Annotated in this window: 12 protein-coding genes; 10 read left to right on the forward strand and 2 right to left on the reverse strand. The window is 71.8% G+C overall.

Features of this window, described 5'->3' with window-relative positions; all coding sequences use genetic code 11:
• Positions 1 to 16: 16 nt before the first annotated feature.
• The 9 genes from QSK20_RS09895 to QSK20_RS09935 all read left to right on the forward strand — a co-directional run bounded on the left by QSK20_RS09895 (position 17) and on the right by QSK20_RS09935 (position 9,298).
• Entirely contained in the window at positions 17 to 1,339 is a 1,323-nt protein-coding gene (locus QSK20_RS09895; protein WP_285788286.1) for an aspartate aminotransferase family protein, read from the forward strand.
• The gene (locus QSK20_RS09900) at positions 1,333 to 2,376 is read left to right on the forward strand and encodes an NAD-dependent epimerase/dehydratase family protein (protein WP_285788287.1); all 1,044 of its coding nucleotides are present in this window, start codon (positions 1,333 to 1,335) and stop codon (positions 2,374 to 2,376) included. The genes QSK20_RS09895 and QSK20_RS09900 overlap by 7 nt, the downstream gene beginning before the upstream one ends.
• On the forward strand, positions 2,376 to 3,359 hold the full coding sequence (locus QSK20_RS09905) for a UbiA prenyltransferase family protein (protein WP_285788288.1): 984 nt from the start codon (positions 2,376 to 2,378) through the stop codon (positions 3,357 to 3,359). The genes QSK20_RS09900 and QSK20_RS09905 overlap by 1 nt, the downstream gene beginning before the upstream one ends.
• On the forward strand, positions 3,356 to 4,522 hold the full coding sequence (locus QSK20_RS09910; protein WP_285788289.1) for an endonuclease/exonuclease/phosphatase family protein: 1,167 nt from the start codon (positions 3,356 to 3,358) through the stop codon (positions 4,520 to 4,522). Before QSK20_RS09905 ends, QSK20_RS09910 begins: the two co-directional genes overlap by 4 nt.
• 31 nt (positions 4,523 to 4,553) lie before the next feature.
• Positions 4,554 to 5,702: a glycosyltransferase family 4 protein gene (locus QSK20_RS09915; RefSeq protein WP_285788290.1), complete on the forward strand. Its 1,149-nt coding sequence runs from the start codon at positions 4,554 to 4,556 to the stop codon at positions 5,700 to 5,702.
• A gap of 101 nt (positions 5,703 to 5,803) precedes the next feature.
• Positions 5,804 to 6,106, forward strand: coding sequence for a DUF6403 family protein (locus QSK20_RS09920; protein WP_285788291.1), 303 nt, complete (start codon positions 5,804 to 5,806; stop codon positions 6,104 to 6,106).
• Positions 6,099 to 7,463: a hypothetical protein gene (locus QSK20_RS09925; RefSeq protein WP_285788292.1), complete on the forward strand. Its 1,365-nt coding sequence runs from the start codon at positions 6,099 to 6,101 to the stop codon at positions 7,461 to 7,463. The genes QSK20_RS09920 and QSK20_RS09925 overlap by 8 nt, the downstream gene beginning before the upstream one ends.
• Positions 7,464 to 7,480: 17 nt before the next feature.
• The gene (locus tag QSK20_RS09930) at positions 7,481 to 8,473 is read left to right on the forward strand and encodes a hypothetical protein (RefSeq protein WP_285788293.1); all 993 of its coding nucleotides are present in this window, start codon (positions 7,481 to 7,483) and stop codon (positions 8,471 to 8,473) included.
• Positions 8,474 to 8,593: 120 nt separating this feature from the next.
• Positions 8,594 to 9,298, forward strand: a complete 705-nt coding sequence (locus QSK20_RS09935) for a carbonic anhydrase (protein WP_285788294.1) — start codon at positions 8,594 to 8,596, stop codon at positions 9,296 to 9,298.
• On the opposite strand, the gene QSK20_RS09940 is transcribed toward QSK20_RS09935, so the two are convergent.
• Complete coding sequence (locus QSK20_RS09940) at positions 9,277 to 10,083, reverse strand: NAD(P)H-binding protein (protein ID WP_285788295.1); 807 nt, start codon at positions 10,081 to 10,083, stop codon at positions 9,277 to 9,279. The two genes, QSK20_RS09935 and QSK20_RS09940, sit on opposite strands and share 22 nt — an antisense overlap.
• Positions 10,084 to 10,381: 298 nt before the next feature.
• Here QSK20_RS09940 and QSK20_RS09945 point away from each other — a divergent pair, with 298 nt between their 5' ends.
• Positions 10,382 to 11,992, forward strand: a complete 1,611-nt coding sequence (locus tag QSK20_RS09945) for an RICIN domain-containing protein (protein ID WP_285788296.1) — start codon at positions 10,382 to 10,384, stop codon at positions 11,990 to 11,992.
• A gap of 73 nt (positions 11,993 to 12,065) precedes the next feature.
• Here the strand turns inward: QSK20_RS09945 and QSK20_RS09950 are convergent, their stop codons facing one another.
• The gene (locus QSK20_RS09950; protein ID WP_285788297.1) at positions 12,066 to 14,153 is read right to left on the reverse strand and encodes a cellulase family glycosylhydrolase; all 2,088 of its coding nucleotides are present in this window, start codon (positions 14,151 to 14,153) and stop codon (positions 12,066 to 12,068) included.
• Positions 14,154 to 14,754 lie beyond the last annotated feature (601 nt).

The raw sequence follows: 14,754 nt of genomic DNA on the forward strand, positions 1-14,754 counted from the left end.
GTCGCAGGTGTCGTTGATGACGACGTTCGGTTTCGGCCGGGAGTTGGTGGAACGGGCCGAGGGCGCGTGGGTCCACATGCGGGACGGGAGCCGCGTGCTGGATCTCTCGGGTGGGGTGGGGGTGCTCAACCACGGGCACAACCATCCACGGATCCTCGCCGCGCGGGCGCGGTTCGCGTCCGAGCGACGGATGGAGGTGCACAAGGCGTTCTTCTCGCCGTACCTGGCGGCGTTGAGTCACAACGTGGCCGAACTGCTGCCGGGAGACCTGAACATCTCCTATTTCCCGAATTCGGGGGCGGAGGCGAACGAGGGCGCCATCAAGATGGCGTACAAGTACCACGAGGGCAAGCGGCAGACGATCCTGCGCGCCGATATCAGTTTCCACGGCAAGACCCTGGGCGCGGGCAGCCTGACCGGGTCGTCGGAGAACCATTTCCGGTTCCCCGGCCTGCCGAACATCGTGGTGTACCCGTACGGCGACGTGGCGGCGGTGCGGGCGGCGGTGGACGCGGCCCGGCGGCCGGACGGCGGGTGCGACGTGTACGCGCTGATGGTGGAGCCGTACTCCGCGTCGAGTCTGCGGTGCTGGTCGGAGTCGGCGTTGCGGGAGCTGCGGAGACTCTGCGACGACGAGGACATCGTGCTGATCTTCGACGAGGTGTACACCGGGTGGGGCAAGACCGGCAGCCTGTTCCACTTCATGCGCTACGACGGGCTGCTGCCCGACGTCCTGGTCTACTCGAAGTCCCTCGGCGGGGGGAAGGCGTCGATCTCCGGGTACACCGCCCGGGAACGCCTGTTCCGCCGGGCGTACGACCGGCTGGCCGACGTGATCCTGCACAGCACCACCTACTACGGCTTCGGCGAGGAGACCGCCACCGCCATCGAGGCGGTCAACGTGGTGGTCGAGGAGGACTTCCCCGGCCGGGCCCGTCGCATCGAGGAGATCCTCACCGCCGGCCTGGAACGCATCCGCGCCGCGCACCCCGACGCGGTGGACCGGGTCGCCGGGGTCGGTTCCCTGCACGGGGTGTTCCTCAACAACGGCCCGAAACTCCTCGACCTGGCCGGGAAGCTGATGCCCGGGTTCAGCCGGGACCCCAACTTCGGCACGAAACTGGTCACCCTGTCGGTCATCGCGCACCTGTACCGCGAGCACAAGATCATGACGTACTACAGCCCCAACGTGGAGAACCCGCTCATGGTGGCCCCCACCCTCATGATCGAACCCGCCGACCTGGAACACTTCCTCACCGCCCTGGACGCCACCCTCGCCCTCGGCCTACGCCGGCTGCTCACCGGCTTCGTCAAGGAGAAGGTGAGCGCGACATGGTAGGCGGGGGCGACACCGTCGTGGTCACCGGTGCGAGCGGCATGCTCGGCAGCGTCGTCGTCCGCCGGCTACGGGAACAGGGCGTCGGGGTGCACGCCGTCGACCTGCGGACCCCCGCCGACCCGGCCGTCACCGCCACCGTCGCCGACGTCCGCGACCCGGCGGCGATGGCCCGGGCGTGCGCGGGCGCGACGGCCGTCGTGCACTGCGCCGCCGCCCTGCCCAGCTACGCCCCCGACGAGATCCACTCCGTCATCGTCGACGGCACCCGTACCGTCCTCGCCGCCGCCCACGCCGCCGGCGTGCCCCGGGTGGTGCACGTCTCCACCACCGCCGTCTACGGGCTGCCCACCCAGGTTCCCACCCCGGAGGAGCATCCCCGGCAACCGGTCGACACCTACGGACGCGCCAAGACCGCCGCCGAACAGGTCGCCGAGGAGTTCCGGCGACGCGGGCTCTGCGTGCCGGTGCTGCGGCCGAAGACGTTCCTCGGACCCGGTCGGATGGGCCTCTTCGCGATGCTGTTCGAGTGGGCCCACGAGGGCCGGCACTTCCCCATCCTCGGCCGGGGCGACGTCCGCATCCAGATGTGCGACGTGGAGGACCTCGTCACCTGCCTGCTGACCGTCCTGCGCGCCGAGGCGGCGGTCGCCGACGACACCTTCAACGTCGCCGCCGAACACTTCGGCACGCTCCGCGAGGACTTCCAGGCCGTCCTCGACGCCGCCGGGCACGGACGACGCGTCGTCTCCGTCCCCGCCCGCCCCGCCCTGTTCGCCCTGCGTATGCTCGGCCGCGCCCGGCTCTCCCCGGTCTACGACCGGCTGCTCCACAAACTGCTCGCCGACTCGTACGTCAGCACCGAGAAGGCCCGACGGCTGCTCGGTTTCACCCCGCGCCACTCCAACGCCGACGCGCTGCTGCGGACCTTCGAGTGGTGGCGGGCGCACCGGAGCGGCGGCGGGGCCCCGCAGGCCGGACGGACCAGCCGGGAACCCTGGTCGCAGGGGGCCCTGCGCCTGGCGAAGGCGTTCTTCTGATGAACCCGGCCATCCGCACCGGTCCGGCGGTCCACGCCGCCGGTCCGCACCCCACCGACGCCCGGCCGCACCCGGCCACCGGCGACGCCTCCCGGCGCTCCGCCGGCCTGGCCGGCAGCCTGGTCCACCTGGCCCGTCCCGGCCAGTGGCCGAAGAACGTCCTGGTCGTCTCGGTCCCCCTGCTCGACCCGCAGGCGTGGACCCGCTCGGGCCTGGGCGGCCTGGTCTGGGCGGTCACCGCGTTCACCCTCGGCTCCGTGCTGGTCTACGTCCTCAACGACCTGGTCGACCGGCGGCGCGACGCGGACAACCCGGCGCGGCGGCACCGGCCGATCGCCGCCGGCCTGCTCACCCCGCGCGCGGCGGTCCTCTTCGCCGCCGGGGTGGCCATCCTGCTGGTCACGGTGCTCACCCTGGTCACCGTGGCGGTCGCCTGGCCGGTCGTCGCCTACCTGCTGCTCAACCTCGGCTACTCGCTCGGCCTGAAGCACGTGCCGCTGCTGGACGTCTTCCTGGTGGCCGGCGGCTTCGCGCTCCGGCTGATCCAGGGCCACCTGGCCACCGGCACGACCGTCCCGGGTTGGCTGCTCACCGCGGTGTTCACCCTGTGTCTGCTGCTCACCCTCGGCAAGCGCCGGCAGGAGCTACGTGCCACCGGAGGTGGTCACCGGCCGGCCCTGCGCGGCTACACCGTCGCCCTGACCGACCAGCTCATGCAGCTCTCCGCCGCGCTCACCGCCGGCAGCTACCTGCTCTACCTGCGCGACGAGGCGCCGCTGGGCGGGTACGGCCCCACCGCCACGGTGCTGCTCACCCCGCTGGCCATCTTCGGGCTGTTCCGCTACCTGCAACTGGTGCTCGTCCGGGACGCGGGCGGGAACCCGGTCCGTACCCTGGTGCGGGATCCGGCGCTGGTCACCAACTCGGCGCTCTGGGCCGTCCTCTCCGGGGTGCTGCTGCTGGCCGCGCGGAGCCAGGGGTGACCGCCGTCGACGTGGCCGCGCCGGGGACGCGCCGGTGGGGCCGCCGGGCGGTGTGGACGGCGGCCGGGTCGTGGCTGCTCCTCGTGGCCGCGCACCGGGTGCTCTCCGGTCGGGTCTGGTGGTGGAACCTGCCGGACCTGCTGCCACCGCTGATCTTCGCCGTCGTACCGGTGCTGCTCCTCGCGCTGGTGCCGCTGGCCCGGCGGGAGACGGCGGCAGGCACCGCGCGGGCCCGGACGGTGGCCGCGACGCTCGCCGTCGGGGCCCTGGCGCTCGGCTGGCCGTCCGCGGGGGTCAACGCCACCGCCCTGTGGCACCGGCCGCCACCGGCCCCGCCGGACGCGCTGCGGATCTTCTCCTGGAACACCTGGTACTGGGACCAGCTGCTGGCGACCGGCCCGGAGGGCGAACGGATCACCGACCCGGACCGGTTCTACCGGTACCTGCACACCCGGGCCGCCGACGTCTACCTGCTCCAGGAGTACCTCTACATCGACACGGTGGACTACGACCCGATCCGGCTGGACGACCTGGCCCGGATCCGCCGGGAGTTCCCCGGCTACCACGTGGCGTTCTCCGGCGAGCTGGTGACGATCTCCCGGTACCCGATCGTCGGCGACCACCCGATCGACCTGCGGCCCTGGTTGGAGCGACGCTGGTCCGACCTGCCGCCCGCCGACTCGTCGCTGCCGGCGTACCACACGGTCAAGACGCTCCGCACCGACCTGCTCGTCGGCGGCCGGGTGCTCTCGGTCTACAACGCGCACCTGCACGTCCCACCGGTCGGGCTGCCGGCCCGGCACCCGGACACCGCCGACGACGGGCTCGCCCGGCACGACCTGCGCCGGGCCGGCTACCGGGCGCTCGCCGCCGACGTCGCCGGCAATCCGCACCCGGTGCTGCTGGCCGGCGACCTGAACACGTCACCGGCGATGGGGCTGCTCCGCGCGCTGCCGGACCGGCTGGTCGACGCCACCGGGGCGCTGGACTCGGCGTACCCCGTCTCGTGGGCCCGCTACGGCCTGCCGCTGTGGCGCCTCGACTGGGTCTTCGCCAGCCCGGACGTCACGGTGCACCGGTACCGGATGGTGGCCCCGGACGGCCTGTCGGACCACCACGGGCAGCACGTCGTCGTCTCCCTCCGGCCCCGGCAGGAAGCCTGACCCGGCACCACGCACCCGAGAGAGGAATGCCATGTCGACCAGGGAACCGCAGTACGACCTCACGGTCGCGCTGACCTACTACACCCCGTACATGAGCGGCGTGACCCACACCGCGCAGGCCGTCGCCGAGGGGATGGCCGCACGCGGCTGGCGGGTGGCGGTGGTGACCAGTCAGCACGACCCGGCCACGCCCCGCCGGGAGCGGCTCAACGGCGTCGACGTGCACCGGGCCCCGGTGCTGGGGCAGATCACCCGGGCCCAGATCAGTCCGGCGTACCCGCTGCTCGCGGGTCGGCTGGCCCGCCGTTCCTCGCTGCTCTACCTGAACCTGCCGATGGCGGAGGGCTCGGTGGTGGCCCGGCTGGCCGGGCGGACCCCGGTCGTCAGCATGCTCCACATCGACCTGTACCTGCCGCCCGGCCGGCTGAACCGGGTGGCGGTGGCCGCCTCCGACGTCACCTCCCGGTCGGCGCTGCGCCGGTCCACGGCGGTGCTCGCGTACAGCGACGACCAGGCCCACCACTCGAAGTTCTGGCCGCTGATGCGGGAGAAGATCTACCGGCCGATCCCGTCCCCCTGCCTGGACCGGCGGGGCGGCCAGCCGCGCTACCGCGACGGCGACGGCCTGCACGTGGGGTTCCTCGGCCGGATCGTGGAGGACAAGGGGATCGTCTACCTCGTCCGGGCCTTCCGGCGGATCGCCGAACCCCGGGCCCGCCTGCTCATCGGCGGGAACTACAAGACCGTGATGGGCGGGGACGACCTGGCCGCCATCCGGGCCGAGATCGGCGCGGACAGCCGGATCCAGGTGCTCGGCGAGCTACGCGGGCCGGAGATCGACGACTTCTACGCCTCGATCGACGTGTTCGCGCTGCCCTCGGTCGCCGAGTCGTTCGGCATCGTGCAGGCCGAGGCGATGATGTGCGGGGTGCCGTCGGTGACCACCGACCTGCCCGGTGGGCGCTATCCGGTGCTGGCGACCCAGTTCGGCCGGGTGGTCCCGCCGCGCGACCCGGAGGCGCTGGAACGGGCGATCCTGGAGATGGCCGACGCGCCGGCGGACTGGCGGGAGAGCAAGGCCCACGAGGCGCGGAAGCTGTTCGGGGCCGAGCGGAGCCTGGACGCCCACGAGGAGGTGTTCACCCTGGTCAGGGACGGCGCCACCCGCCCCGTACCGTGACCGGCCCGGGACGTTGCGTCCACCGCGGATCTGTTCGCCTCGATCAGCCACACTCGTCGGGGGTGTCCTTCCCTGCGAGCTGATCCGGGAGTCGACTGGTCATGTGGCTGATCTGGCTGACCGGCGGCGTGCTGCTGGTCGCGGCGGGTGCCGCGGCCACGCTGGTGCCCCGCTGGCGCACACGGGAGCGGGACCGGCGGGTCGCCTGGTCGGCGGCGCGGGCGGCGATCGACAGCGCGACGGTCAGCCGGGACGCGGCATCGCGCCCGGTGGCCGAGGCCGAGCAGCTGATGAGTCGGGCCGAGCTGATCGCCGCCGGGCACGGCGGGGCGGACGCGGCCCGACTGGCGACCCGGTACGCCGAACAGGCCGACCGGTTGTGGCGGGCGGGTCACGATGGCTGAGCGGACGCTGCGCCACCGCCTCGACGCCGTACGCTGGGTGGTCCTCGGGTTGGCCGTGCTGGTGCTGGTGGTCTTCCTGCTCGCCCAGCGGCAGAGCGTCGACGTCAGCTACGGCCGCTCCCCCGCCTCGGCCGCCGTGCCGGAGGGGTCGGCCGGGGAACTGACCGACACCACGGTGCCGTCGGTCGCCGAGATGGACGCCATGGTCGCCGCCGCGCCGGTGGTGCGGCTGCCCGGGTCGGTGGCGTCCTGGGACGAGCAACGGGTCCGCGAGGCGATCGGTGACCGGGACGTCCGCATCCTCGTCGCGCCGCCCGGCCTCGACGAGGCCGAACGCGAGCGGGTCCGGGACGTGGAGGACGTCACCGTCCGGGTGCTGGGCCTCCAGGTCAGCGGGGGCATCTACCAGGCCAACGCGGACACGCTGCCCGGCTGGCGGGCCCAGTTCGCCACCGGGGACGTGACCGACCTGCTGGTGACGCTGATCGCCGCGCTCGGGGACGAGCCGAGCCCGCCGGACCGCGACGGGCTGCGGTGGCGTGACCCGGCCGCGACCGACCTCGCCACGGTCACCGCCGACCTGCGCGCCACCGGGCGACACGTGGCCGACGGCGCGACGCTGACCGCCGTGCCGGCCAAGACGGCGGCCAGCGCGTTCCCGGACAACGACGCGCTGTACGTCGCGCTGCCCCGCCAGCCGCAGGGCGAACCCCTCCCCCGGTACGGTCCCGCGCTGGCCCGGGTCTTCCCGGACCGGCCGATCGTGGTGCTCTACGGCGCCTGGGTCGAGTACCACGGCCCGGGCGGCGAGGAGTTCGCCGAGGTGACCGCGGCGAGTTTCTACGGCCAGTTCGGCGACCGGCTCAGCCGGTACGAGTACCCGCAGGACAACGTGCTCAACGCCTACCTGGCCCGGGTGACCGACGTGCGGTACACGGGGTTGTTCGACCGGCCGTTGCCGTACCAGCCGGTGGACCCGCTGCGGGTGGCGCTGCCGGCGCTGCCCTGGCTCTTCGCCGGCTGCGTCGCGGCGTTCCTCGCCCTGTCGGCGCGCTCGATCTGGCGCGGCGTCGCCCGGACCGGGTCGGTACGCGGACCGGGTACGACAGCGCGACTGGCCGGGCTGACCGCGCTGGCCATGGAGATGTCCCTGCTGACCGACCGGCGTAGCGACCCGGCGCTGACCCGGGGCGTGACGAAGCTCCAGGCGGCCCGGACCGCGCTGGACGAGGGACTGCCCGACAGGCACGTCCGGACCCTGCTCGCCGACGCCGAGGCCGAGCTGGACGACACCGCCCGCACCATGGGCATCGCCGGTTACCGACCGACGTTCTACCTGCGTGGGAGGCTGTCGTGACCGACCCGAAGCATGCCTTGACGCAAGCACGGGAACCGCTTCCCGCCCGCGCGGCGCGGTTGTTCGGCAGTCCGTTCGGTCTGGGCGTGCTGGCGTGCCTGGTGCTGGCCGGCTGGGCGCTCTGGACCGGTGGGATCACCGACGGACCGGTCGCCCGAGAGGTACGCAACTCCTCGGTCTACGTCGCCCCCGGCGTCGACCTGGACGAGGCGGCGGCGGAACGGATCATCGGCAACCGTCGGCTGGTCGTGCTGCTGCTGGAGCCCGGAGCGGACCTGCGGGAGGGCTGCCGGGACGTCGAGCGGGCCGCCGACGGCACGGTGGTGCTGGTGCTCAGCCGCGACGACGACGAGTACGACACCTACGGGTGCGCGCTGCTGCCGGACCGGGACGACGAGAACTTCGGCCGGGCCTTCGTGGCGGAGATGACCATCAGCAACGGCATCGACGGTTTCGTCGACCGTCCGTTGGACGCGTTCAAGGTGGTCACGGTCAACTACGACCGGCTGGTGAAGGCGGGCACCGTGCCCGACGGCACCCGGACCATCAGCCCGTCGCTGCCCCGCTACCTGGTCGCGGCGGCGGCCGTGCTGGCCGTGCTCGGCGGCTCGGCGCTGGTCTACGTGACGGGTCTGCGCGCCGGTCGGCTCACCGCCGACCGGCGGCACCTGCGGGACGCGCACGCCGACCGCCGCAGCGCGTTGAGCGCGGACACCGCCGTCCTGGCCCAGCAGATCATCGACCTCGACCAGCGGTACGCCCGGATGAAGCCGACCGCCATCGCCGGCAACGCCGACCACAAGGCCTTCGTCCGCGACTATCCGGCGCTGGTCACCGACTACGCCGAGCTGCTCGACACGGTGCCGTCGGCGCGGGCCGGGGACGACGCCCACCTGGACGAGTTGGCCCGCCGGGTGGAGTCGCTGAGTCGGCGGGCCGTCGGACTGTCCCGAACGGCCGATCTGGCCCGCCCCCGTTCCGGTGCGGCGGCCACCGAGAAGTCGGGGTAGGCCGGACGGCCGGACGGACCGCACGCCGTTGTGACGCAACGGGTCCGGTCGGAAAATGGACACAGTGGATCTTCAGGCGGTGGTAGAAAACAGGCGAGAGCCTCACCTCAGGAGATCATCGTGAAGCGTAACTTCGTGTCCCGTCGGTCGCTGCTGGCCACCGGCGGGGCCACCGCCGTCGCGCTCGGCCTGGCCGCGTCCGCACCGGCGGCGGCCGCCCCGCACCAGCCGCCCGTCGTCACCCCGGCCGAGGCGTGGCGCCGGCTGCGCCACGGCAACCACCGGTTCACCACCGGGCACAGCCGGCACCCGCACCAGAGCCTGGCCGACCTGCGCCGGCTGGCCTCCGGCCAGCACCCGTTCGCCATCACCCTCGGCTGCGCCGACTCCCGGGTCGCTCCCGAGGTGCTGTTCGACCAGGGGCTGGGCGACCTGTTCGACAACCGGGTGGCCGGTAACATCGTCGACGACCTGCTGCTGGGCAGCATCGAGTTCGCGGTGGAGGAGTTCCACAGCCCGTTGATCGTCGTGCTCGGCCACGAGCGGTGCGGGGCGATCACCGCCACCATCAACGCCATCCGCACCGGCGGCTCCGCCCCCGGGCACATCGGCACGATCGTGGAGAGCCTGCGTCCGATCGTGGAGCCGGTGCTCGGGCAGCCCGGGGACGAGGTCGACAACGCCGTCCGTGCCAACATCCGTGCCCAGGTCCAGGCGCTGACCGCGACCAGTCCGATCATCGCGGAGCGGGTCCACGCGGGCGCGCTGAAGGTGGTCGGCGCCCGGTACGACCTGGACAACGGTCAGGTCACGCTGGTCGACTGACCTCGGTCGGTCCCCCGACCGGTCGGCGTCGAGACGACTGCCTCGACGTCGACCGGTTCACGCCCCAGCAGGGCGCGCAGGTCCCCGGTCCGGGCTTCCAACTGTCCGGCACGGGCCAATCCGTGGAGCCATCCCATCGGCCCGGCGACCTCACCGTCCCGCGCCGGCACGCCGAGCGACCGGGCCAGCTGCGGATACGTCCACACCGGCCCGGTCAGCTCGTAGGTGCGTCCCCGGTGACCGGGGTCGACCAGCGCGACGGCGGCCGCCTCCGCCAGGTCGGCACGGGTCGCCGTGTTCAGGCCCCGCCCGCCGGTGGCATGCACCAGTTCCCCCGCGCCGACGGCGGCGTCGACGAACGGCTCCGTGTAGAGCGGGTTCCGCAGCAGGGTGCAGGGCAGTCCCGAGGCCGTCAGCGCCTCCTCGGTGCTCCGGTGCGCCTCGAACAGCCCCGTGACGGGCAGGAAACCGGTGTAGACGACACCGTCGACCCGGGCCCGCACCGCCGCGTCGACCACGGCCCGGTGCTGGGCGACCCGGCGGGCCGGTGCCAGCTCCGGTGACGACACGAAGAGCAGCTGGGACACGCCGGTGAATGCCCTGACCAGGCTCTCCGGGTCGTCGTAGTCACCGTGCCGGACCTCGACGCCGAGATCCGCGGCCCGGTCGGGGTTCCGGACCACCACGACGACCGGCTCGGGCGGTACGCGGCGGAGAAGCTGTGCGACGGCGAGACGGCCGAGGGCGCCGGTCGCGGCGGTGACGGCCAGCAGATGCGGTGACATGCGCACACCCTCCTCACCGTCCCGGCGCGGATCAACCGGGTTTCCCACGGCTGTCGGCTCCTTCCCGTACCGGCCCTCCCGCAATGTGATCGACCCGCGTTACGGCATGTCGGCCCCTTCGCCCGTCCGGACAGCCCGACATGCCGCACCACGAGTCGATCACGTTGCGGGACCAACAGATCCTTGACCAGATTGATATAGAACGATAAATTTGTCCATACAGGAAAGCGCTTGCCGAGTCCGACGACGCGCCCGGCGGGCGCTCCCACCACCACTCCCCCACCACCGAGGAGCCTTCATGGCACCCACCACCACACCCCGGCGCACACCGCGCTGGCGGCTCACCCTCGCGGCCACCGCCGTTCTGTCCCTCCTCGGCGTCGACGCGGCGGTCACCGCGCCCGCCGCCTCGGCGGCGACCGTCGACACCGGCGCCACGTACGTCTTCGTCAACCGGCACAGCGGCAAGGCCATGGACCTCTACGGGTGGTCGACCGCCGACGGCGCGCCGGTCAACCAGTACGCCCGCAACGACCTCGCCGTCCAGCAGTGGCGCTTCGTCGACGTCGGCAGCGGCTACTACCAGATCCGTTCCGTGCACAGCGGCAAGGTGCTCGAACTGCCCAACGCCGAGAACGGCGTCCAGTTGGTGCAGAACCCGGCGGTCAGCGGCAACAACCGGCAGCACTTCCGGCTGGCCGACTCCGAAAGCGGCTACGTGCGGTTCGTCAACCGGCACTCCAACAAGGCCCTCGACGTCTGGGAGTGGTCCACCGCCGACGGTGGGATGATCTCCCAGTTCGACGACCTGGGCGGGTGGAACCAGCAGTGGCAGATGGTCACGCTGGGCTCCGGCACCGGCTGCGGCAGCGGCTCGTTCCAGGCCGAGGCGGTGCTCAGCGGCGGCACCTGGACCGCCCGCAACGGCAGCAGCACCGTCTACACCGGCAGCGACATGCGCGCCGCCGTCCAGGCCGCGGTCAACAGCCTCAGCGCCGGCCGCACCAGCAAGCAGCGGGTGGTCGTGCGGGGCTCCGGATCGATCAGCGCCGGATCGCGGATCTCGCTGCCCAGCTACACCACGATCGACGTCTGCGGCACCATCAACGTCACCGGCTCGGGCTCCGGCGACCAGGCGCCGATCTACTCGCGCGGCACCACCCAGGTCGAGGTGCAGCACCTCACCGTCACCGGCGCCCCGCTGTACGGGATCTTCATGCGCAACGTCACCGACGTGGTCCTCGGCCAGATCGACATGCGGCTCTCCGGCGGGCTCGGCGTCCGGATCGACAACCGGGGCGACACCAGCCAGTGGAGCCGGAACATCCGCATCGACAACGTCTTCGTCTCCGGCGCAAGCTCCCACGCGGTCGAGACGTACGGCGTGGACGGCCTGACCGTCGGCACCGTCACCGCCCGCAACGTCGGCGAGTCCGGTCTGCTGCTCAACCAGACCATCAACGCCACCATCACCACCGTGGACGCGGAGAACGCCGGCGCCGGCACCGGGTACGCCGCGTTCCGGATGGCCAACCGCAACGGCCGGGTCGGCAGCAGCTACCCCACCAACATCCGGGTCGGCACGGTCCGGGCGCGGGGCGGGGGCCGGGGCGTCTTCTGCGTCTCCGAGTCCGGCGGCGCGACCATCGACCGGGTGGACATCGCCAACACCGGCAACAACGCGGTCCTGATCGAGAACTGCTACGGCGTGAACATCGCGGCGAACGGCGGCACGATCAGCGGCGGCGGTGAGATCCGGCTCGCCGAGCGCACCGAGTTCCCCGGCAACCGGGACATCACCCTGCGGAACTTCACCCTGGTGAACAGCCGGATCACCGAGAACCCCTGCGCCGACAACCTGACCATCAGCAACGTCACCCTGTCCAACTCCACGATCAACCGGTGCTGACCGGCTGAACACCGCGACGGTGGTCCGGCCGGGCACCCCACCCGACCGGACCACCGTCGCCTCGCGTTCCGGGTCAGCCGACGGTGCCGGTGACCGTGCCGCCGGACCTGGTGACCCGGTAGGTCACCCGTTCCCCGCTCCAGAAGTGGAAGGTCAGGGTCACCGGGGCGCCGTCGTTCACCTCGGCGAAGAACTCCGGCTTCAGGACGATCCGGCTCCCCGCGTAGTCGGGGGCGAAGGTGACGTCGAACTCCTTGTACGACGTCCAGTTGTGCGGTCCGGCGTTGGTGCCGTCGGCGTACTTCGCCTCCATCGTGGCGAGCTGGTCGCCCCGGAACTGGGCGGGCAGCGCGAAGGCGCCCGTCGTACCGGTGGCGTTCGACAGCACCGGGCGGTCGTAGGTGACCACGTTGATCCGCCACGGCACCCCGGCCGAGAAGCGCGCGTGCAGGGTGGCGTTCACCCCGTACGCCCGGTTGCCGTGCAGCCGGGTGAGCGCGGCGGCGGTGAGGGTGAGCTGGTCGCCGCTGACCGTGTAGTCGGTGCCCCGCACGAGGTCGGTGGAGCCCTGCCGGAGCCCGACGAACGAGGTGCCGTTCAGGTTCAGCATCAGGTTCTTGCTGGTGATCCCGCTGGCCCGGGCACTGAACACCTGGTCGGCGGAGGCGGTGCCGGAGCGGGTGGTCCAGCTCGACTTGATCTGCCCGAACAGCTCCGGGTCCTGCCAGGTGAAGCCGGTCCGGTGGAAGTGCTGACCGTTGTCCCAGAGCATGGTGGTCAGCTTCTTGCTCCGAGCGTAGTGACCGAGGAACTCGAAGAACTTGAGCTTCTCGCCCTGCTGGATGGTGCCGGTGTGCCGGTCGAAGCCGAGCAGGCCGTACTCACCGATGACCACCGGGATGCCCCGGGCGACGAAGGTGTCGTGCACCCGGTCGAAGGAGTCGGTCAGGTCCTTCTGCACGGTGGCGTCGAACCGGGTGCCGCCCGCGACGTTCACGCTGAACGGCCAGTAGCCGTAGAAGTGCACGGTGGCGATCAGGAACGGGTCGTTGAGCGCGGTGAACGTGCTGCGCAGCTCGTCGAGGCGGGCCTGCTCGGACGAGGTGTGCAGGGTCGGCAGCACCAGCAGCCGGTTGGCGTTGTTGCCACCGGAGGCCCGGACGATCCGGTGGAACGAGGTGTTCAGCTCGTTGAGCAGGGTGGCGTTCTGGGCGTCGCCGGAGCTGCCGGTGAACTGGGGCTCGTTGACGCTCTCGAAGACCAGCTTCGGCGAGGAACCACGGAAGGTGGTCGCCAGCTGGGTCCAGATCGCGTTGTACTTGGTCAGCACGTTGGCCCGGTCGGTGGGCATGGTGTTGATCCACTGCCAGGAGTCGTGATGGATGTTGATCATCACGTAGAAGCCGTCGGCGAGCGCCCAGTCGACGACCTCCTTCACCCGGTTCAGGTAGGCCGCGGCGATGGTGTGGTTCGGCGCGCCGCCGGTGTGCGCGCTCCAGGTGACCGGGATGCGGATGCTCTTGAAGCCCTGGGCCCGGACGTTGTCGAGCAGTTCGGGGGTGATCCGGGGGTTGCCCCACGCGGTCTCGTCCGGGCCGACCGCGTCGAGGGAGTTGCCGAGGTTCCAGCCGGGCTGCATCGCGGCGACGGCGGTCATCGCGTCGGTGGCCGGCGGCGGGGTGGTGGGGGGTGGCGTGGTCGGGGGCGGAGTGGTCGGCGGGGTGGTGGCGCCGGTGCAGGCCACGCCGTTGAGCGCGAACGACGTCGGCGCGGTGTTGGTGCCGGACCAGGAGCCGTTGAAGCCGAAGGAGGTGCTGCCGTTGGTGGGCAGGGCGGCGTTGTAGCCGACGTCGGTGGCGGTGACGTTCGCCCCCGAGGCGGTGACGGTGGCGTTCCACGCCTGGGTGACCTGCTGGCCGGAGGGGAAGGCCCAGGTCAGTCGCCAGCCGTTGACGGCGTCGCCGAGGTTCTTGACGGTGACGTTGGCGCTGAAGCCGCCCTGCCACTGGCCGCCGACGGCGTAGGTCACCTGGCAGCCGGCGGCCGCCTGGGCGGTGCCGGTCCCCGCCAGGGCGAAGCCGGCGGCCAGGGCGGTGACCACGCCGGCCGTCGCGCCGATCCGTCGTCGTGTTCGTCGTAGGGTGCCGCGAATACCGGTCATGACGCTCCTTACCGGGACGGGTGCTTCGGTGGGGTACGACCGGGACGCTCGCCGCCCACGCCGGCCACGTCCGTGTCCCGCGCAGGTTAAGTTTGGAATCCAAACTTTGTCAATCGACGCTCCACCATGAATCGCGACCCGACCCCGTCGCCGAAGACACCCTGCACACGTACTGCGGAACCAACTCTCAGCGACTCCCTGCCGAGGAACTCTCCTACCCCACCGCGCCCTTTGCTCTGCACCCCTCCACGCGCCAGACACCCTGGGTGAGAAGCCCCTCCTCCCCACCACCGCCCGCCGGGCACCATGCCCCTGCTCAGAGCTGGTGTCGCCTCCGCGGGTGCAGAGCAAAGGAAGGAAAGTGAGAGACAGGGTCTCCACAGACGGCTACTGACGGTTAGGATGGACCGCCTCGACCGCGCCTCACTAAACGTGACGGCGATGATCGGTGAACCCCGAAGCCGAAGGAACAGCCGGCCGGGCGTGATCCAGGGTCGGCGCTCATGCGGCTTTTCTCGTCGTCTCCCACGTCGACGGAGCGCCGACGGGACCTGGGCCAGTCCGAGGTGACGAGCCGACCTACTGATAAGGAAATTTCGTA

The organism is Micromonospora sp. NBRC 101691 (assembly GCF_030269285.1).
Lineage (GTDB): Bacteria > Actinomycetota > Actinomycetes > Mycobacteriales > Micromonosporaceae > Micromonospora > Micromonospora echinospora.